This window comes from Dyadobacter bucti (assembly GCF_005869225.1).
GTDB classification, from domain to species: Bacteria; Bacteroidota; Bacteroidia; order Cytophagales; family Spirosomataceae; genus Dyadobacter; species Dyadobacter bucti.
On the sequence record NZ_SWFP01000014.1, the window covers coordinates 21,911 to 43,496 of the forward strand.

11 protein-coding genes are annotated in these 21,586 nt (G+C 47.7%); 4 read left to right on the forward strand and 7 right to left on the reverse strand.

All coding sequences use genetic code 11. From position 1 onward, the window contains the following. Positions 1-6: 6 nt before the first annotated feature. Together thrA and FBF61_RS30945 are read right to left on the reverse strand one after the other, a co-directional pair. Positions 7-2,463, reverse strand: coding sequence for a bifunctional aspartate kinase/homoserine dehydrogenase I (thrA, locus tag FBF61_RS30940; RefSeq protein WP_138484867.1), 2,457 nt, complete (start codon positions 2,461-2,463; stop codon positions 7-9). Between the two features lie 191 nt (positions 2,464-2,654). Beyond that, on the reverse strand, positions 2,655-3,395 hold the full coding sequence (locus FBF61_RS30945) for a hypothetical protein (protein ID WP_138484868.1): 741 nt from the start codon (positions 3,393-3,395) through the stop codon (positions 2,655-2,657). 210 nt (positions 3,396-3,605) lie between these two features. On the opposite strand from FBF61_RS30945, the gene FBF61_RS30950 reads away from it, so the two are divergent. Further along, positions 3,606-3,860: a hypothetical protein gene (locus FBF61_RS30950; RefSeq protein WP_138484869.1), complete on the forward strand. Its 255-nt coding sequence runs from the start codon at positions 3,606-3,608 to the stop codon at positions 3,858-3,860. Position 3,861: 1 nt separating this feature from the next. On the opposite strand, the gene FBF61_RS30955 is transcribed toward FBF61_RS30950, so the two are convergent. Beyond that, the gene (locus FBF61_RS30955; protein ID WP_138484870.1) at positions 3,862-6,816 is read right to left on the reverse strand and encodes an FAD-binding and (Fe-S)-binding domain-containing protein; all 2,955 of its coding nucleotides are present in this window, start codon (positions 6,814-6,816) and stop codon (positions 3,862-3,864) included. Between the two features lie 169 nt (positions 6,817-6,985). Here FBF61_RS30955 and FBF61_RS30960 point away from each other — a divergent pair, with 169 nt between their 5' ends. Next, positions 6,986-8,446: a TlpA family protein disulfide reductase gene (locus FBF61_RS30960; RefSeq protein WP_138484871.1), complete on the forward strand. Its 1,461-nt coding sequence runs from the start codon at positions 6,986-6,988 to the stop codon at positions 8,444-8,446. Between the two features lie 162 nt (positions 8,447-8,608). Here FBF61_RS30960 and FBF61_RS30965 read toward each other — a convergent pair whose 3' ends face one another. After that, on the reverse strand, positions 8,609-9,865 hold the full coding sequence (locus tag FBF61_RS30965) for a sensor histidine kinase (protein WP_166444657.1): 1,257 nt from the start codon (positions 9,863-9,865) through the stop codon (positions 8,609-8,611). Next, complete coding sequence (locus tag FBF61_RS30970; protein ID WP_138484872.1) at positions 9,862-10,539, reverse strand: response regulator transcription factor; 678 nt, start codon at positions 10,537-10,539, stop codon at positions 9,862-9,864. The genes FBF61_RS30965 and FBF61_RS30970 overlap by 4 nt, the downstream gene beginning before the upstream one ends. A gap of 164 nt (positions 10,540-10,703) precedes the next feature. On the opposite strand from FBF61_RS30970, the gene FBF61_RS30975 reads away from it, so the two are divergent. Both FBF61_RS30975 and FBF61_RS30980 read left to right on the forward strand, forming a co-directional pair. Further along, the gene (locus tag FBF61_RS30975) at positions 10,704-12,158 is read left to right on the forward strand and encodes a TolC family protein (RefSeq protein ID WP_138484873.1); all 1,455 of its coding nucleotides are present in this window, start codon (positions 10,704-10,706) and stop codon (positions 12,156-12,158) included. Positions 12,159-12,190: 32 nt separating this feature from the next. Next, on the forward strand, positions 12,191-16,549 hold the full coding sequence (locus FBF61_RS30980; protein WP_138484874.1) for an efflux RND transporter permease subunit: 4,359 nt from the start codon (positions 12,191-12,193) through the stop codon (positions 16,547-16,549). Positions 16,550-16,627: 78 nt separating this feature from the next. On the opposite strand, the gene FBF61_RS30985 is transcribed toward FBF61_RS30980, so the two are convergent. Both FBF61_RS30985 and FBF61_RS30990 read right to left on the reverse strand, forming a co-directional pair. Continuing rightward, a complete protein-coding gene (locus tag FBF61_RS30985; RefSeq protein ID WP_138484875.1) occupies positions 16,628-20,686 on the reverse strand; it encodes an FG-GAP-like repeat-containing protein in 4,059 nt (1,352 codons plus the stop codon). Positions 20,687-20,889: 203 nt separating this feature from the next. Beyond that, positions 20,890-21,465 carry a DUF4136 domain-containing protein gene (locus tag FBF61_RS30990; protein WP_138484876.1) on the reverse strand — a complete coding sequence of 192 codons (576 nt, stop codon included), beginning with the start codon at positions 21,463-21,465 and terminating at the stop codon, positions 20,890-20,892. Between the last annotated feature and the right edge of the window lie 121 nt (positions 21,466-21,586).

Below are 21,586 nucleotides of genomic sequence, written 5' to 3' on the forward strand. Positions count from 1 at the left end.
ACCCTTCTACCCCAAATAGCTACTGATGCTCATAATATCTGCGAATACGCCGGAGGCAGTAACTTCTGCTCCTGCGCCGGGGCCTTTGATTACCAGAGGGCGGTCTTTGTAACGTTCTGTCGTGAAAGAAACAATGTTATCACTGCCCGAAAGCGTGTAAAAAGGATGCTGCGGGCCAACAGTTTTCAGCTCGATACTGGCCTTCCCGTTTTCAAGCGTAGCGATATACCTTAATTTTTCACCCCTCGACTCCGCCGACGACTGAAGATCGACAAAATAAGGATTTGATATTTCCAGCTCCTGAAAAAATGCGTCCACAGTCGGCGCATTCAGGCAGTTTCCAGGCAGGATTTGTGTGATTTTCACTTCCTCGGCTTCCAGGGGAACACCTACTTCACGGGCAAGGATCAGGATCTTCCGTCCCACATCCGTTCCCCTCAGATCATCCCGCGGATCGGGTTCGGTAAAGCCCTTGGCTTTTGCCTCTTTAACGACATCTGCGAAACGCACATCAGACCCGAAATTATTGAAGATATAAGAAAGTGTTCCGGACAAAATAGCCTCAATTTTCAGAAACTTATCCCCGCTCGCCATCAAGCCCTGGATGGTATTGATGATGGGTAACCCCGCGCCCACGTTGGTTTCATAAAGGAACTTGACGCCCCGCTGAAGTGCTGTTCTCTGTAAAGAAACATATTCCGAATAGGACCCAGAATTGGCTACTTTATTGGGCGTTACCACAGAGATACTGGCATCCAGCAGCATGTGATAATACTGGACGATATCTTTATCCGAAGTACAATCGACAAAAACGCTGTTAGGCAGGTTCAATTCGATCATTCGCTGGACAAATGCAGGCAGACTTGTTTTCACGCCCTCGTCCATCACCCGGTCGCGCCAATTGTCGGGCTTGATACCGTCCGGGTCAAGCAGCATTTTTTTTGTATTCGATAACCCTGCTATGTTCAGGTTCAGCAATTTTTCTTCCCGCAAGTACTTTGCCTGGTTCCTGATCTGTTCGAGCAAAGTCCCGCCGATGAGTCCCACACCTACTATAAAAAGGTTCAGCGAGCGCGTTTCCGATTGGAAAAATACGCCGTGGATCGCATTCAGGGCTTTTGACAAATCACTTTTGGCAATTACCACCGATATATTCAGCTCCGAAGAACCCTGTGCCGTAGCTACAACATTGATACCGTTTTTTCCCAAAACAGAAAAAAGCTTTCCTGAAACACCAGTACTTTTTTTCATGCCTTCACCTACGATAGCAATGATCGAAAGGCTTTTTTCAATGACAATACTGTCTATATATCCAAGGCCGATTTCAACAGCAAATTCTTTTTCCAGCACTTCGCTGGCCCGCTGCGCATTTTTCGGGTCAATGGAAAAGCAGATAGAATGCTCGGAAGAAGCCTGTGAAATCAGGATCACGCTGATGGCATTATTAGAAAGGGCTGTAAAAAGCCGCCCGGAAATACCGGCCACGCCGATCATGCCGCTGCCCTGAATGTTCACTAACGCAATTTCATCGATCGAGGAAATCCCGGTGATCGCATATTCTTTACCGTTCGCGGATTTCTGCACGTAAGTACCTTCAAAATCAACATTGAAAGTATTGAGAACCTTAAGTGTTATATTTTTTGCAAAAGCGGGCTGCAAGCTGGGCGGATATATCACTTTTGCACCAAAATGCGAAAGTTCCATTGCTTCTGAGTACGAAATCGATGGAATAGTGAACGCATTCGCAACCTTACGAGGGTCGGCGGTCATCATCCCGTCCACATCCGTCCAAATTTCGATAGAGTCCGCATCCAGGGCTGCTGCAATAATAGAAGCTGTATAGTCTGAACCCCCGCGGCCCAACGTTGTCGTGATACCTTCGGCGGTGGACGCAATAAAGCCGGTTACGCACTGCAGCGCAGAGGTTTTGGCAAAATATTCGAGGATCTGATGATTTGTGATTTCAAAATTCACATCGCCCATTCCATACGTTGCATTGGTATGGATGATCTGGCGCGCGTCACAAAATTCGGCCGCTACACCTTTGCTTTTAAGTATTTCAGTGATGACGAGCGTTGACAGGCGTTCACCGAAGCTCATCACCAGGTCCAAAGTACGTTCGGACAGTTCCTTGATCCAGGAAACTCCACGCAGGATATCTTCCAGTTCATTGAAAATACCTCTTACAGCCGCGAAAGTACTGCTTTGGTTTTTGACAGGAATAAGGCCTCTTACTACCGCAAAATGACGTTCTTCAACAACTTTCAGGAATTCGAGATACTCGGCATTTCCGGCCGCGGCCATCTTGCCAATTTCGATCAGACGGTTCGTGACACCTCCCATGGCGGAAAAAACCACCGCGATCCGCTCGCCTTTTTCAAGGTTTTTTTCAAGAATACTGATTACTGTTTTGATGCTGTCGACCGAACCGACAGAAGTGCCGCCAAATTTAAGAACCTTCATTTAAAGCTATATTCGAATACTCAGATAATAAGTGGCTCACTGCCACCCCTTTTTGAATTGAGTGCAAATATAACAATTCAAACGCCCCATATTTCACCCTGGCTTTTAAAACCCGCATAAAAGAAAACAGGTCGGCATGCACCCGGCAACTGACCTGTTTTCTTTTATATATATTAACAGATACGAGGAAATCAGAATGCGATCCCGAGGCCTGCGCCCACATTGACCACCCCGATAAATCGTTTTTCACTTACTTTTTCCGAAAAATCAAAAGAACCTCTTTTTGCATGGATCGTGACATCATTGATTGCCGCTTCGGCGCCGATCACATCCCCGCTGAGCTGAAAAAACAAGTTTCCAGCCAGAGGAAGCCGGAGACTGGCACCACCCGCAAGCCCGAATGCACTGGTTGACGCAGGTTGAAGATTTACGCTGATTGGCTCCCCACCGCCTTCCGAGGTCCCCACCAGTTTCACAGACGGAGAGTTGGCCCAGACCTTACCGGCCTGTACATGAGCTTCCAGCTGAACGCGGTTGATATTGATATACAATGCCGGCCCTGCCATCACTGCGTTCAGCTTCCAGCGGGAAACGTCACTTTGCCATGCAAAATTTTCCCCCAGGATCTCAGCGTAGGAATTGGCTTTGTCGACAATCGGCTTGGAATTGGTTTTATTCTGGTTCATGCTTCCCGACAACCTCAATCCGACCCATCGGGCGATCCTGAAATCGTAGTTGGCCTGCCCAAAATACCCCGAGCCAGTAAGTCCGGCAAAAGGATCGTCCAGCTTTTCCCTTGCCATTTCGCCGACCGGCAGACTATACCCCCCGGTGACGGAAAAGAAGCTGCGGGTGTTCTGTGCAGAACTGTCTGAGTTAACCAGTACAAATAATATAATCAGGAAAGTAGAGTAACTGAGGAATAATTTCATGTGTGAGTCAATATGTTTATGAGTATTTCCAGGGCTAAAATGAATTTCACCATAGGTAACAACAAACCCTTCCGTTTTATTACATTTTTTGATCAAGACTTGATTTGGGGAAATTTTATCAACACAATATTATATAAATAGCCCTGGAAATGCGGATTTGGCCTTGGTATAAAATTGGTAGAACTACAATCAAACTAAATCATTGAAGCAATGGACAGGCGAGAAACAGATAAAGAAGCCAAGGCAACCAAAAATACAAAGAATGTCTGGAAATGGATTTTAGGTGTCGGTGTTGTACTGATGCTGATTGCATTTTGGGGCGGTTTCTTTAACCACGACGAAAATTTCCAGGAATCAGACAACCCGTCAGAAAACAGTATCCCCGCAGCTGACTCGGTTGCTTCGGATACGGCCATGGAAATACACACAGACACGATCATGGAAAACGTTCGTGGCACCCAATAGGTCATATCACAAGCGCATCCCACAATATCTCGACAGGATGTTTTGATTTACGCCCTGTACCGTCTTTAATCTGATGACGGCAACTGGTTCCGGAGGCAGCTATCAACACTTCATCAGGCTGCAGCCGGACCGTTGGAAAAAGAACCAGCTCACCGATTTTCATAGAAACCTCATAGTGTTCTTCCTCGTAGCCAAAAGAACCAGCCATTCCGCAGCAACCCGACGGAATCAATTGAACTTTATAATTTTCAGGAATTGACAATGCTTTTTTAGAAGCACTTAGTGTCGATAAAGCTTTTTGATGGCAATGTCCGTGCAGTTTGATCAGCTTCGTATCTTTGGTAAAAACTTCCTTACTGATCCGTTTTGCATCGAGTTCCCGAGCGATAAATTCTTCAAAAAGCAATGCATGTGCGGAAATACCCCTGGCAGCTTCTTTTAAACGCTCAGGTACAAGATCTATGTATTCGTCCCGGAAAGACAAAATAGCCGAAGGCTCAATTCCGATCAGCGGTGTCTCGCATGCGATCAGCCCGCTCAACAGCTCAACATTCGCGATCGCAAGTTTCTGGGCCTCTTTTACAAAACCTTTTGATAAATACGACCTGCCCGATTCCTGATGCTCGGGAATTAATACTTCATATCCGAGTTTTTCCAGTAATTCAACTGCCTTTTCACCAATTTCTACATCATTGTAATTGGTGAACTCGTCACAAAAAAGAAATACCTTCTTTGAACCCGGCTGAGAGGCCGGTTTCGTTTTTCTGTTTGAAAACCAGCTCTTTAAAGTCGTGCTGTGCAGGTATGGCATCGAACGTTCGGGATGAAAACCGACCATCCTGTTCGCAATTTTTCTGAGAGAAGGCGTGCCGAAAACACCATTAAACGCCCAGGGTGCCACAGAAGCCAGTTTCATTTGTTTTGAAAAATTGGCGATCAGGCGGCTGCGCACCGGAATGCCGTGGCTTTCGTAGTATTGCTGGGTAAACTCGGCCTTCATTTTTCCGATGTCCACGCTCGACGGGCATTCCGATTTGCACCCTTTGCAAGACAAACAAAGATCCAGTACTTCTTTCACCATGTCCTGGGTTGTGGATATCTCCGCCTTTTTATTGTCGGGCGTGAGATATTGCCTAAGGATATTGGCCCTGGCGCGGGTAGTGTCGCGCTCGCTGCGGGTTGCCATGTAGCTCGGGCACATGGTACCGCCTGTAAGCTCGGTTTTGCGGCAATCGCCCGAACCACTGCATTTCTCGGCAAGACGCAGCATGCCTTCGTCTTTGGTAAAATCAAAAATCGTGGAAACCAGTGGCTGCGGTTTGTCCTGTTCGTACCTCAGAAACTCATTCATCGGCGGGGTATCCACAATTTTATTGGCATTAAAAATTCCGTTCGGGTCCCAAAGCCTTTTTACCTGCCTGAACATCTCATAAACCTCTTCACCCATCATATATGGGATAAATTCCCCACGCAGGCGACCGTCACCATGCTCGCCCGACAACGCCCCATCGTATTTCCTGACCAGCTTTGCAGTATCGGCAAGTACTTCCCTGAACTGTCGCTTTCCTGCACTCGTTTTCAGATTGATCATCGGTTCCACGTGCAGCTCACCCGCCCCGGCATGTGCATAATAGGAAGCATGGAGCCCGTGCGCAGCCAAAAGGGCGGCGAGGTCTTCGATATAATCCGGTAAGTCCTCAACCGCCACGGCGCAGTCTTCGATCAGATTTACAGGTTGGGTATCGCCGGGAAGGTTTCGGATCAACCCGAGTCCGGCTTTTCTGATTTCCCAGGCCTTATTGGCCTCGTCACCAAATAGCAGCGGAAAAGCATATCCCAGCCCTTCAAGTCGTAGCTCTGCAATGAGTGCGTCGGCCCGGAACCGTACTTCCTCTTCTGTATTCCCCCAAAACTCCACCATCAGCAAGGCTGCCGGGTCGCCCTCCATGAAAAACCGGTTTTGCGAATAAACGGTATGGTCTTTGGTAAAATCCATAATGTACCGGTCCACCAGCTCGGACGCTTTGGGATCGTGTTTCATGGCCACACGGTTCGCATGCAGCGACTCGGCCAACGAATTGGCATGTACACACACGACGCCTACTGCGGCAGGAGGAACATCCACCAGGCTCAGTTTGGCCTCGGTAACAAAGCACAAAGTCCCCTCCGAACCTGCGATAAGGTTACAGAGATTAATATTATTTTTTTCAAAATTGGTTACCAGCGTATCCAGCGCATATCCGGAATTGCGACGGGTCACTGTAGGTTTAGGAAACTTCTTTTTGATCAGTTCCTGATCCACTGGATTGGAAAGCATACCCCACATTCCTGCCAGGATGGATTTCCTAAGCTTGTTTGTATCGGCACCCGCAAATTGCCCGGTGTATTCCGGTATACTGAGATTGTTAAAAACCGCCTCAGAACCATCTGATAGCAGCACCTTAACTTCCAGAAGATTGTCCCGCGTGGAGCCCCAGGTGATCGAGTGCAGGCCGGAAGAATTATTCCCGATCATCCCGCCGATCATCGCCCGGCTGGCCGTAGAAGTTTCCGGGCCAAAGAGCAAACCGTATTTAGCAAGATATTTGTTCAGATCATCCCGGATTACGCCCGGTTGCACCCGTACCCATTTTTCTTCCGTATTCACTTCCAGTATTTTACCAAAATGCTTGGAAATATCCACTACAAAACCGCTTCCCACCACCTGTCCGGCTAAGGATGTTCCGGCTGCGCGGGGGATTAATGTCAGCTTTTGGTCATGCGCAAACCGGATCAGCCTGCGGATATCTTCGACAGTCCTGGGCAGCGCCACCGCCACAGGCATTTCCTGGTATACCGACGCATCGGTTGCATAAATTGACTTTTGGGCTGCATGTAAGGTGGAGTCGTCGTAATATAACTCCCCTTCAAAATCCGAGCGGAGTCCATTGAAATTAAACAGTGAAACGCGGTTCATTCTTAAAAGGGCAAGGTTTAGGACAGCTAATTTAAGGGAAGAATAAAGGATTCATGCTCCAAAACCATTATAAATTAATATGTTTCCCTGATTTTTATCGTTGGCTAGCAACGTATATTGGCATACTTTTTACTGTACTAACCGGGTATAAAACCGAAAATTCCACAAAATGAAAAAACTGGCACTGTTGCTGCTATTCCTGCCCTGCCTGCTGGCAAAGGCTCAGAATACGGCAAATCTCACACTATCTGCATCCAGCCCAGACGATATCACCGCTACGCTGGTGCTTGAAGATGTTCACTTTCATCCCAATCTGGGAACTGGCCTGGCGGATACCAAACTGGAAACGGTAGTATCTGTCAATTTTAAAGAAAAAACTACCGAAAGTACTGTTATACAACTGAATGAACCCAAAATGATGCGTCTTCAGTACGCTGGGAAAGGTATCAGCAAAACCTGGATGCTCTTTATCCAGCCGGGCGATGACCTTACTATCAATTTGTCTGCGAACGGTGATGTTTCCTACACCGGAAAAAATGCAGGTTACCAGACTTTTTTAAAGAATTATTTTCTGGAAAATCAATATCAGTATTTGCCGGTATTCGGATATAAGCCTTCTCAAATCGAAAATAAGAGTGTGGTTCAGCAAAGTGACAGTTTGAAACAAATACGCCTGGATGCATATCAAAAATTCAAATCAGCAAATCCGGCCTCACCTGCATTTGAAGCTTATGTGCTGGCTACCACAGCCACCGAGCCGTCGCTGATCCGAAAAATGATCCAGGAAAAAATCATGCGCCGTAACCGGGTTATAAAGCTGGATCCTGCCCAGCGCAAGGAACTGGAAGATTTCACTTTGACGGATTTTAAGGTCCTCCCCGATGATGCTTTGCTGAGCCAGGCTTACCGTGATGAACTGCGCAACTGGACATTGATACCTTCCACACGAAAATTTCCGCTGGGCGCAGAAACACGTTATGAAATCAGTCCGGAGGCATTAAAAGATGTATATGCTTTCAGCAAAGAAAAAATGGCCAATAATCCGAAACAGAAAGAGTACCTGCTAACCTACTGGCTCAACTACGCCGCAACGGCCATACCCACACTTGAAACAGCAAAGACCTTGCTCCAAGATTATAAAACTACATTTCCACAGTCGCCCTACTCAGATTACATTACGAAGCTGATTGCGGTCAAGGAAACTTTGCAGCCCGGATCGCCCGTACCGGATGTTACGTTGCTGGGAACTGATAGTGCTGCCGTTTCATTCAGCAAATTATCCGGTAAACCACTCTGTGTTGTTTATGCTTTCAGCATCGGCCAGCACGAACCGGGGATGAAAGCCCTGGAAGATAAATATGCTGGAAAGGTAACATTCCTGTACGTCTCGGTCGCGTCGGGGATTCCGCTGGGCACCTGGAAACAATATGCTAAAGACAGGCCGGGCGTAAAACATTTGTGGGCATCGGATGAAAACATCTCAATATTGACCGAAAAACACGCCATAGATATCCGCTACCCTTTTCTGGTTGCTGACGGAGCGGGAAAAATAATAAGCCGTTGGATCCCTCAAGAGTTTCCCGCCAACAAAACGTTGGATGCCGAATTGCAGAAGGCGGTAGGTAAGTAGAAATGGCGCGAAGCTCCGCTTCGTGCCCACTATTCTAAGGCCTCTGGCCGGGAAATTGTGCTAAAACGGCGGAGGCCTTGGAATAAGAAAAACGGCCGGAGGCCTTGGAATAAGAGGTCCGAAGTGGAACTTCGAACCAACACGTGTAGCTTCGGACCAGCTCTAGCTGATCTTAATAGAATGAATATTTTCTCTGTTCTGATAATCCAGTGCAAGCCCATAATTATCGCAGATCTGCTTTACGATTGCCAATCCTAGTCCCAATGATTCCGCACCTGTCGATTCTTTTTTGAACCGGTCAAAAAGACTCTCCGGATCAGCTTTTAGCGGATGCCCCGTATTACTGATCAGCAAATGCCGGTTGCCCGTTTCAATGGTTATTTCACCGCCGTGGAGATTATGTTTGATAGCATTGTTCAGCAAGTTCGTCAATAAGATATCCGCCAGGGAAAGTGACATCACCTTCCTGAAAATCCCTTGAGACCGCATAGTGACCTTGATCTGCTTGTGGCTGAGAATATCCTCGAAATCCCTGAGCTTGCTTTCCACCTGCCCCGACAGGTCAATTTCTTCCTGATCCGTAAACTGCTGATTTTCAATTTTTGCCAGTAAAAGTAGCCCTTGGTTCAGTCTGGACATCCTTCTGGAAGCGTGGTAAATTTCTTCTATCCAATAAGTGTGGTCTTTGCCAAGATCCTTTGCCTGGATAAACTGTTCCACGCGCGCGTTGATCAAGGCCAGGGGAGTCTGGATTTCGTGGGAGGCATTTTCCGTAAACTCCCGCAAGCTTTTGTAATCGTACTGCATCTTACCCGACATCTTTTCCAGTACATCGCCCAGCTCGTTAAATTCCGTGATTTCGCTGCTGGCCAGTTCAAGCTTCTTATTTTGGGTCCAGTCGAAGTCTTTTATTTTTACAAGTGTGTCGTAAAACGGTTGCCACAATTTATCAGACAATCTCCTGTGAAACACATACATACAAACCATCAGCAGCCCTAAAAATGTGATCAAAGCCGCTGAAATTGCTTCAATGAGTTTGTACGACTGGATCATGGATTTCCGGATCGCCACACGATAGGGTATTCCACCAATCAGCGTATAAAAAGTCAATTGCCGGAAAGGATCTTCATTCCCCTCATAGCGGTTGGTAATGACCGTATCCTTGAAAATCACTTCATTCTTAAAGTTACCTGTGATGGGATAAACCTCGATTTTATTTTCGACGAAATAAGAATTGTTCGTCCAGGTATCGTGCTGCCGTATGTAGGTCTCGAAATCGCGCTTCTCAACTTTCAGGCGGCTTTCAACTTCGTCGTAGATCATATATTTGATGATCCAGTAAAATGCGAGGCCCACCGCCAGGTAAGTAACGAGCGACGCCATCAAGTAAATCCGGCTGGTTTTTGCGAGTAGTTTCAAGAAGCAGAAAATTTGTAGCCTATCCCATAAACGGACTGAATGTAATCCTTTCCCCCTTTGTCCAAAATTTTTCGCCTTAGATTTTTGATATGCGAATAAACCATATCCAGCGAATCCGACGAATCTATGTGATCCCCCCAGAGATGTTCGGCAATGGATTCTTTCGTCAGTACCACATCAATGTTGGAAAGAAAATACAGCAAAAGATCGTATTCCTTCCGAGATATCAGCGCCTCTTTTTCATTGATAAAAACCTTGCGAGATGGAAGCTGCACCCTGATTTCCCGCCATATCATATCATTATTGCCGCCAAAATGCCGCCTGCGGATCAGCGATTTCACACGGGCATTCAATTCCGAGAGATGGAAGGGTTTTGTTATGTAATCGTCCGACCCGATTTCCAGGCCCTTTATCTTGTCTTCGAGTGTGTTTCTTGCCGAAATAATTATAATCCCGGTCGTAGCAGCAATCTTCTTCAATGTTTGTATAATCCCGAAACCTTCGCCATCAGGCAAAGTAAGGTCGACGATGGTGCAATCATATTTGTAAAGGCTCACTTTCTCATCGGCCTGCCAGAATGTATTGGCTACCTCGCAAATGAACCCTTCCTTAGTCAGATAGTCAACGATACTTTCCGCCAGGCCTTTTTCATCTTCCACGACTAGTATTTTCATATTAAAAAAGGACGATAACGGACAAAATTAAAGCAGGAAAACTGGAAACATTTAGGAAACCAATAATTTATGAAACAGTCGTTTAGCATGCTCCTATTCCCAAATGTTTCCAGAATTGGCCTATAATTTCGTCAGAAAATTCCCTTATTGTTCTGTCAATTATCATGTTACATCTGCGCTCTAAAAAAAATCCGCCAGGAGAATTTCACCCTCACTTTCGAAAACCTGTTCATTACCAGAACCCCTATTTAAAGCTTTTCTTACTTCTGGTCTTTTTCATCCCTGCTGGCGCCGGGCTTGCGCAAAAAGTGACATTGCAGCAAATTCTGGAAGACGGAAAGCGAAATTATCCGTTTCTGAAAGCCAAACAGGCGGAAATCCACAGCGCCGAAAACAGGATCAAATCTGTTAAAACCGACTATCTGCCGGCGCTGGTCGTACAAGATCAGTACACTTTTTCCACCAATAACAACGTGACCGGCGCTTTCTGGCCCAATGAAGGAAGTGCACTTTCACCTTCGGGCGGCATCCGGCCGGAGAATATTTATACGGGTACCTTCGGAAGCTCAACTTCGGCAGTCGTCGACTGGCGGGTTTTTAATTTCGGAAAGGTTAAGGCCAATATTAATTCCGCCAAAGCAGAGCTCTCGCGCAGCCAGACGGACTATGAAAATGAGGTTTTCCAGCACCAGGTGAGAATTGCGGATGCATATCTGGTCCTGCTTATTAATCAGAAACTTGTTGAAGCACAACGTCAGAACCTGGAACGCGCGCTCGTTTTTAAAAGTGTAACCGACGCAGCCGTAAGTTCTGGAATGCGCCCCGGCGTTGACAGTTCGCTGGCAGCAGCAGAATTCGCCAAAGCGCGTCTGCTCTTGCTGGAAAGTCAGCGGTCCGAAAAGTCACAGCGGTTGAGATTGTCGGAACTTGCCGGTGTATTGGAGGACAGCATTCAGGTAGACAGCATGGTATTTTATAGTAAGCTGCCCAATACCCTCGACGGAGACGGTTCTTTTCTGAAAAATCCATCGCTGCTATTTTCCCAATCACAGATCGACGCTTCTCTCGCAAGAAGCCAGGCGATTCGTAAGTCATTTTTGCCCTCCGTCTCCATTCTGGCAGCCGGCTGGGCGCGGGGATCGGGTGTTTCCAACAAAGACGATTCGTTCCGCACAGATTTTTCGAGTGGGGTCGGTTATCAGGTTTACAACTATATGTTCGGCATTTCCACCCGCTGGAACCTGACCAACATCGCCAGGGTCAGAAATGATTACAAAAGCGAACAGTTTCAGGTTGAACGTTTTAAGGAACTATATGAGACACAGAAACTCCAGGTCGACCGTCAGCTAAGGGAATCGGCTATTCAGCTTGACCTTACACTGGCGCAAGCCAGGCTCATCCCGGTCCAGCTAGAAGCAGCCCAGACTGCATTCAATCAGGCTGAGGCAAGATATCAAAGCGGGTTAACCGACCTTTTCACACTCGCGCAAAGTGTAAATACCCTTAACCGCGCGGAGATTGACAGGCTTATCAACAATGGTAATGTCTGGCGTGCATTGCTGATGAAAGCAGCTGCATCCGGTGACCTTTCCATCTTTCTCGACCAGATAGGAAATTAACATATTGCTCATCCCGTAACCGATATTTTTTCATGTATCAACTCATTAGAACTGCCCTCCGGCAACCCATTTCCATTGTGGTGGTTGTGATCGGCATCCTCTTCTTTTCCATACTTTCGATCCGCACGATCCCGGTGGATATTTTCCCAAACCTTGACCTGCCTACCATTTATGTGGTGCAGCCCTATGGCGGGATGGCACCCGACCAGATGGACGGCTTCATTGCCACCCGCTACCAGGACCACTTTCTGTATGTATCGGGGATCAGGGATGTGGACGTAAAAACGATTCAGGGGCTTTCGCTGATCAAACTTTCATTTTATCCCGGAACAGATATGGCGCAAGCCGCCGCGGAGGTCGCCAATAACGTGTCCCGTGCAAAGGCTTATATGCCAGAAGGTACCGTTCCTCCCCAGGTGGTAAGGTTTGACGCAAGCTCTGTGCCCATTGGTCAAATGGTGTTTGAAAGCTCGTCGCGGTCGCTCAATGAAATTCAGGATTTCGCTTCTTCCCGTGTCCGGCCTATGTTCAGCCGGATAGAAGGTGTTTCCAGCCCCCCGCCTTTTGGTGGTAACCAGCGGACCATCGTGATCCGAGTAGATCCCGAGCGTATCAGAAGCTACCATCTTACGCCCGAAGAGATTATTAAATCCATTATCACCAACAATCAGCCATCACCTGCCGGTAACATCCGCATGGGAGACCGCACGCTGATGACGCCTGTAAATTCACTGATCAGTAGACCGGAAGATTTTCTCAACATTCCCATCCGTGTCGGTGCCGGCCCTACTGTTTTTGTCCGTGATATCGGTACTGTTGAAGACGGAGCCGACGTTACCGTGAGCTATGCGCTGATCAACGGAAGGCGGGCAGTATATATTCCTGTTGTTAAAAAATCAGATGCATCAACGCTCGATGTGGTTAACAATATCCGTGCCGCTCTGCCGCAGCTGAGAAATGCTGTGCCGGAAGATGTAAAAATATCCTATGAATTTGACCAGTCGGTATATGTGACCAACTCTCTGAAAAGCCTTATTACCGAAGGCATACTCGGTGCCCTGCTTACTGGTTTGATGGTATTGCTTTTTCTGAGGGACTGGCGGAGTGTGATCATTGTCATTGTCACCATTCCAATTTCCATCCTGTCGGCGGTGATATTGATGAACCTCTTTGGGCAAACGATCAATATCATGACACTCAGCGGACTTGCGCTGGCCATCGGGGTACTGGTGGATCAGGCCACGGTGACGATCGAAAACATTCACCAGCATCAGGAAATGGGCAAACCGAAAGAACAGGCGATCTGGGATGCGTGTAAAGAAATTGCGTTTCCGGAATTCCTAATTTTGCTGGCTATCCTCGCCGTTTTTGCTCCTTCCTTTGTCATGAGCGGTATTCCGCGTTCCATGTTCCTGCCTTTGTCACTGGCTGTTGGTTTTGCCATGATCGCTTCATTTTTGCTGTCCCAGACATTGGTACCGGTACTCGCCAACTGGCTTCTGAAAGACCATCCAAAACATGAGGCGCCAACCCTGGCGCTGGATTCTCAAGAAGTACATGATGTGATTGAAGAAGGCGTCCATCCTTCGCTGCCGCCAACCGGTTTTGAGAAGTTCAAATTGAAATACCTGAATGTCCTGAACAGGATTATGGGTAGAGGATCATTTGTAGTGCCGGTTTATCTCGTTGGCACAGTGGCACTGATTGTCGGCGGATTTTTCCTTATCGGTACCGATATTTTACCCAAAGCCAACAGTCACCAGTTTCAGATGCGTTTACGCGTCGCTGACGGAACAAGGGTAGAACGTACCGAAGAAGCTACCCTTAAAGTCCTCGATCTGATCAAGTCGGAAGTAGGGAAAGAACATGTAGAAATTTCTTCTGCCTACGTCGGGACGGTTCCGTCCAGCTATGGTACATCCAATATTTTTGTGTTCAACAGCGGGCCGCATGAAGCAGTTTTACAGGTTTCATTGCATGAAGATTTCCCCGTCCGCATGGATGCATTGAAGGAAAAACTGCGGGAGCGGATTGGCAAAGAAATCCCATCTTTGAAGATATCCTTCGAACCTATTGAGTTGGTAGACAAAATCATGAGCCAGGGAGCTTCCACGCCTATCGAGGTGAGCGTCGCCGCCAAGGACGTGCAGGAAGCAGGAAGGTTTGCAAAAAAAATCCAGAAAGAAATGCAGCATATCACGTTTTTGCGTGATATCCAGATCGCCCAGCCGCTTGAGTATCCCATTCTTGATGTAAAAATTAACCGCGAGCGGGCCGGACAGCTTGGTATTACCTCTACGCAAGTTGCCAGATCTATGGTCGCAGCTACTTCGTCCAGTCGTTTTACGGATAAAAACCTCTGGCTGGATGATGCCAAAGGACTTGCCTACCAGGTGCAGGTCCAGATCCCGGAATATCAGATGACCTCCGTAGAGGATATCGGTACCATACCATTGAAAACCGGGGCCAGTAACCCTCTACTTGCTGACGTAGCCACGTTTTCCGAAAAAACAGCCCCGGGAGAATATGACCGCGCAGGCCCCAACCGCCTTGTGACAGTGACCGCCAATATTCACAGGAAAGACCTGGGCGCAGCGACAACAGCCGTCCAAACCGCTATTAAGAATGCCGGCGAGCCTCCACGTGGCGTATTGGTTGAACTCAAGGGACAATCGAACTTGCTGACAGAAACGCTGAGCAGTCTTCAGGTGGGATTGATGATCGCGATCGTGATCATGTTCCTGCTGCTTTCTGCCACATATCAGTCCTTCAAACTATCATTGGTAGTACTTTCGACGATTCCTGCGGTGGTTGTCGGTTCGCTAGGGTTATTGCTTCTGACCGGCGCAACTCTGAACCTGCAGTCTTACATGGGGCTGATCATGTCCGTCGGTGTATCTGTCGCAAACGCGATCCTGATGGTTACCAATGCTGAAAACCTCCGGCTCGAACTGGGGGACTCCGCCAAAGCAGTGAAGTTAGCGGCCGGCAGCCGGATCAGACCTATTCTGATGACCAGTATCGCGATGATCGCAGGGATGGTACCTATGGCTTCCGGACTTGGTGAAGGCGGCGACCAGATCGCTCCGCTCGGCCAGGCTGTGATCGGAGGATTGATCGCTTCTACGCTTGCCTCGCTTTTAATTCTGCCCGCGGTATTTACCATGGTACAGAGAAAAGCATCCGTGCATTCGGTTTCGCTTGACCCCGAAGATCCCGAAAGTAATTTTTTCCGTAAAAAACTTCAAACATCCATTTCCATGAACACCCTTAAATCTCTGTTGATCCTGCTGACGGTAACCCTCGGGATATCAGCATGCCACTCCGAAGCCGAAACCACCAGCAAAAGTGAAGCAAAAGCAGAACACGCGGCGACAGTTGAACTGACGACTGTCAGAAGTATGAAACCTGCGAAGCAAATCGCCCTGCCCGGTGAATTGAAGCCGTGGAACAAAGTGAGCATTCATCCGAAAGTAAAGGGTTTCATCAGAACTGTTAATGCCGACCGGGGGACAATGGTGAGAAAAGGGCAGGTACTGGCTGTATTGGAAGCTCCGGAGGTTTTGTCGGAACTGAGTCAGGCAAAAGCACAGCTTATTGCAGCAGAGGCATCATTGAATGAAATCAATACGCGCTTTCAGACCAGCAGCCTCACTTACAGCAGGCTGATCCGCACCAACAATACCAAGGGAGCGGTGTCGCTGAATGAGCTTGACATTGCAAAATCGCGGGTCATGACCGACAGCTCGGCCACCGCAATGGCCAGAGGTAATGTACAGGCTGCACGCTCGTTTATGGAAACCAAATCAGAACTTGTTAAATACCTGACAGTGACGGCGCCGTTTGACGGCATTATCACAGAGAGAAATATAAGTCCGGGTGCTTTGGTGGGCCCTGGGGAAAGCAATGCAAAGCCATTATTTATTCTGGAAGACAACACCAGACTGCGTCTTACGCTCGCTATTCCTGAAAACTTATCCAGCGCAATTCCCGACAAGGGCGAAATTACCTTCACAGTATCAGCCAGTCCTGAAAAAGAGTACAAAGCAATTTATGCAAGAAGCTCCAAGACCTTAACCGAAGAAAACCGTTCAATGATGACTGAATTCGATGTTGAAAACAAATCACATGAATTGAAAGCCGGGATGTATGCACAGGTAAAGCTCAGCACCGAACGCTCAACCAACACATTATTTGTCCCTGTCACTTCCGTAGTAAGTTCAAGTGAGCAAGTATTTGTGATTCGTGACAAAGGAAAAAAGGCAGAATGGGTTCCTGTAAAAAGAGGAACAGTAGTGGATTCGCTCGTAGAAGTTTTCGGAGACCTTCATGAAGGCGAGGCCATAGTGAAGAAAGCTTCCGAGGAATTGCGGAACGGGCAGGATTTGTAGGAGCTAAAAACGCATTTAATAAAAAGACCTTCCCCGAATCCGAGGAAGGTCTTTTTGCTATTAATATTTTAAACCAAATCACCTTTTCACCACAACCTTCTGCGAGCTTTGCGAGCCGTCTTTATGGGTGATGACAAGGATATAAATTCCTGATTCCAGGTTCCTGACATCGATATCGTTTCGGGTTGTTTTACCAACAGATTTTCCATTTACCGTGAAAAGCTGCAAATGGCAGATCTGGTCTGTATTTTTTGCTTCTACAAACAGCTTTTCTGAAACCGGATTGGGGTATACTGAGACTTTTTCGGCGGTCGGTTCCAAAGATTGGGCTTTTGTTTTAACAGTCTGCGACATATCATTTATTACTTCTTCCGGGGCCGGTGCGATGGCGTTACCGACGAGGTAAGAAGGCAGGTACCGCCACGGACCATATACCTGGCCGGTAATTGCCAGGGCAGGATCGTATTTTACCCGCACCCTTACTTTGGTCGACGGCCCTTGTTTGGCAATCACGTTTTTCAATTCCAATCCTGTCAGTCCGAGGCTTGTGTAGATATTTTGGGAACCTGAGGATTGGGTGCTGTTCGTAATGCTATTGTCCGCACCTTTTGAAAATCCCTGACCTTTCGCTTTCGTTTCCCAAACCAGCTTCCCTTTATTTTTACCCAAAAACGATTTAGCATACAACCCCGCCCCGAAATCGTTTTTGGCTAATTGCGTTTGATTGATCGGGGTGGTGAGGTTGGTGTTGTAAAGGCGGAGGTTGTTTTTGAGGCTGGCTTGGTTGCCGTAGAATACAAATGCTGCACCTTCGTTATTTTGGCCTTTGTCGTATTGGTGTGCACCCACGATCACATCGCTGAATCCATCCCCATTAATATCGCCGGCACCGGCCACAGAATGGCCAAAAAAGCTATTTTCCTGACCGGAAGTGCTGTTAAGCGTGTCGTCAGCAACTGCCCCTGGTAGGATACCCACTTTTGACCCGTAGTATAAAAAAGCTGCCCCGTCCCAATTAGCACTGTTGTAATGGCCCATTGCGCCAATGATGACGTCGCCATAACCATCGCCGTTCACGTCGCCTGCAGATGCGACACTTTCCCCAAAGTTTGTATTAGATTGATTGTTATCTATTTTGACTGGCGCTTGATTTGCGATTCCGTTAGGAGAACCGTTATAGAGGAATCCATAGTCATTAGCTCCTGCTATGACGTCACCAAAGCCGTCCCCGTTAACATCTCCTGCGCTTGAAACAGCATATCCAAAATGAGCTTCCAATTGATTAATTGCAAGTCTAATACCAATAGAAGAGTTTATTCCCGACGCAGATCCTGTAAAAACTATTGCCACGCCTTCAGTGTTTTGTACGTTTGTGTAGAAAGGTGCTCCCACAATAACATCACCATAGCCATCACCATTAACGTCGCCGGCATGAGAGACGGAATAGCCTAAATGTGCAGCAGCTTTGTTGCTTTCGATTTTTGTTACCGAAATTGGTGAGACACCGATTTGAGATCCATAATAAATGAAAGCTGCTCCTTCATCCAATTCTCCATTGTCGTACATATCGATTCCAACAATGACATCGCTAAAACCATCGCCGTTCACGTCTCCAGCTGTCGATACAGATTTTCCCATCCAAGCGTTTTGCTGGTTACTTTCTAAGATGGAAGGGGCGTTCGTAATGATTCCATTTACTGAACCATAGTATACAAATGCAGCCCCTTCATATTGCTGTTGGTTAGTATAATATGCTACACCGACTATCACATCATCGTATCCATCACCATTTACATCTCCTGCTCCCGATACAGATTTTCCCATTGCAGCATTTATCTGATTGCTTTCAACATAAGCATTTACATTGCTGATTCCGTTTGCCGAACCGTGATAGATAAATGCGGTGCCTTCGTCAGATTGGCCATTGTCGTAAGCTGGTGCCCCGACGATAATATCCCCAAACCCATCTCCATTCACATCTCCGGCACCTTTGACGCTCCATCCAAATTGCGCCTCGTTCTGATTGCCTTTATGAGAAAATACAGGTGCTATATTCACCCCCTCAGCCCCACCACACCAGACAAACGCCGCGCCTTCATCAACTTGCCCGTTGTCGAACATATTGGCACCGGCGATGATGTCGCTGTAACCGTCGCCGTTGACGTCCCCTGCACTTTTTACCGACCAGCCCATGGCTGCATGGGCCTGGTTGCCTTCCATCGTAGAGACGGGTGTTTTGATAATCCCTGTGGCAGACCCCTGGTGGACCATTACTGCCCCTTCATTGGCTTCACCCTGGTCAAATTGCCAGACTCCTACCAGGATGTCACTGTACCCGTCCCCGTTCACATCTCCGGCGCAGGCCACAGAGATACCGCCCCGGGCTTCGGCCTGGTTACTTTCAAGGGTTACAGCAGCTACCGGGTTAGCACCTGCTTGTGAGCCATGGTATACAAATGCCGCCCCTTCGTTCACCTGCCCGTTATCGTATAGATAGCTGCCCACAACAAGGTCACCATATCCGTCGCCGTTCACATCGCCTGCCGATGCCACTGACCAGCCATGGGCGGCGCTGGCCTGGTTGTTCTCCAGCACAACCGCCGCATTGGTATTAACCCCTGCCGCGCTGCCGTGGAACACAAATGCCGCCCCTTCGTTGTTTTGCCCCTTATCAAATAAAATAGCGCCTGTCACCAGGTCACTGAACCCATCGCCGTTCACATCGCCCGCACCCGCCACCGATTGCCCGAAAGATGCTTCGGCCTGGTTGGATTCGAGTGTCAGGGCCGTATTTACATTGATGCCCAATGCAGAACCCTGGTACACAAACACTGCGCCCTCGTTGCTTTGCCCCTTGTCATAAAGCGGCGCGCCAACGGCCACATCACTGTACCCGTCGCCATTTACATCCCCAACCCCGTCCACGGCCCTGCCGAACTTGGCATCGGCCTGGTTGCTTTCCAAAATCACCGGGTTATTGGCGTTGATACCGGCTGCCGAACCGTGGTATACAAAAGCGGCCCCTTCGTTGGCCTCGCCTTTGTCATACATGGGTGCCCCGGCTATAATATCGCTGTACCCGTCCTTGTTGACATCGCCTGCTGTGGAGACACTGGTACCAAACTGCGCTTCTGGCTGGTTGCTTTCCAGTACCAGTGCCGGATTGCCCCCCAGCCCTGTTGCTGAGCCGTGGTATATAAACACGGCCCCTTCGTTGGTCTGGCCTTTATCGTAAAAAGGTGCGCCCGCGATCACATCGCTGTACCCATCGCCATTGACATCCCCCGCCGACGAAACGGAGTAGCCTGCCTGGGCACCCGCCTGGTTGCTTTCCAGTTTGGCTTTGGCATTATCGGGGTTGCCGTGGATAACGAGCGGGTCGATAGTGACGGGGTATGCGGCGTTTTCAACATTTACAGAAAGTACAACAAGCCCGTTTTGATAGTGGAGCGACGCAGCGAGTATTTTCCCATCGGCATCCCAGCATTTGAGGTCTTTGTACACGAGCTGTTTTTCGGGCGCACCAGTTTTGTTTTGTGTGTAAAAATGCAGTTCGTTGGTTTGCAGATCATTTACTTTCAACCCATTTGCGGCAAGCCGTACCTGCAATTGTTTGGTATCTGCCGGTGCCGTCCCGATGATAAAATTCTGGCGGACACCATCTTCGCTGTTGACGAATTCTTCGGTAAAGCCCCGGTGTTTGATCAGCAGCTTATTGTCCAGGTTTTCGATGGCAGCATTGGGTTGTGGGGCATAAAGTTGTTTGCCGTTGGCAAAAATACCTTTGTTGACCAGTTCCAGTTGAAAGTTGTGACCGGTGGAATCTATACGGTTGCGGACTTTGAAGCTTCCCGGCTTGTAGTAGGCCCGCAGGTTATGCTTGCGGTTGGGGCTTTGAAACGACCGGGCCTGCTCGTCAAAGGACATGTTATATTCCCTTTTGGCCAAATTTTGCTGGATGCTGGAAACTGTTTTTTCGGGGATTACATCGTTTTTCCGGCCTTCGGGCTTTGTGCCAACAGGACCTTGCCCGGCAGACTTGCTCGGGACATGAACATTAACAATTGGCCAAAAGCCAATGGCGGAAATTGCGAGCACCAATAGTGCAACAAAGACAACCTTGTAGTGTGGTTTCATCTGATTTTAAATCTGAGGTGGTAAGAAAAATTTGAATTAGGCCTTTAAGCCACATTCAAATTTTGCATTTACTTCAAACTACATCATAAACCAATGAGCAAAAGGAGCTATTATTTAGCAGACGGTTAAAAGGTTGGACAATAAAAAGAGCCCGGCTCGGGACAATTCCGAAGCCGGGCTCTTGCTTTACAAGACTTTGTGAATTACTTCCTGCTGTAAGTATCGCCGGTAGCTTCCGGGAAGGTTCTCAGGATATCAGCCATGGTATTTTTAACCATACTTTCACGGTCGTCTTTTTTGGTGGGCGCTTTTACTTTACCGGACGCCCAACCTTGCCAGATCATCCTGTCGCTGTTTTTCTGATAAATATTCAGGATAAAACGGCTTTCCTGGTAGTTATACGTAGAAATGTTATTTCCGCCGCCATACCACCACATGTAAGGTGAGTACATGTTGTTGGAACGAACCTGCTGACGATCTTTGACATCCGTCATAAACCTCACGATAATCTCAGGATTTTGCTGATCTAGCTTATATCCTTTGGACTGCATTACTTCCACTACGGCATCACCTAATCTTCTCCTGTTCAGCTCACTACCCAGCAAAGGATCTGTTTCCATGTTGTGCTCTGCCTCTACTTTGAAGGTTTTGAATTGTTTGAGATTAACAGAGGAGTCGTAATCGTAACTTACCTGAAGTGCCTGGCTGCATGCCATCATTAAGATTCCCGCCACAACCACCACTGCGGCAGTTTTCATCAACTTCACTATGCTTTTCATATTTGTTTGAGTTTTTAGTTAACAATTATCTGACAGTTTCGGAGGGTAAAAGTTTAATTCTCCGACAGCAATATCTATTAAACTAATAACAATTACGCTTATTATATCCGTTCAAAAATTT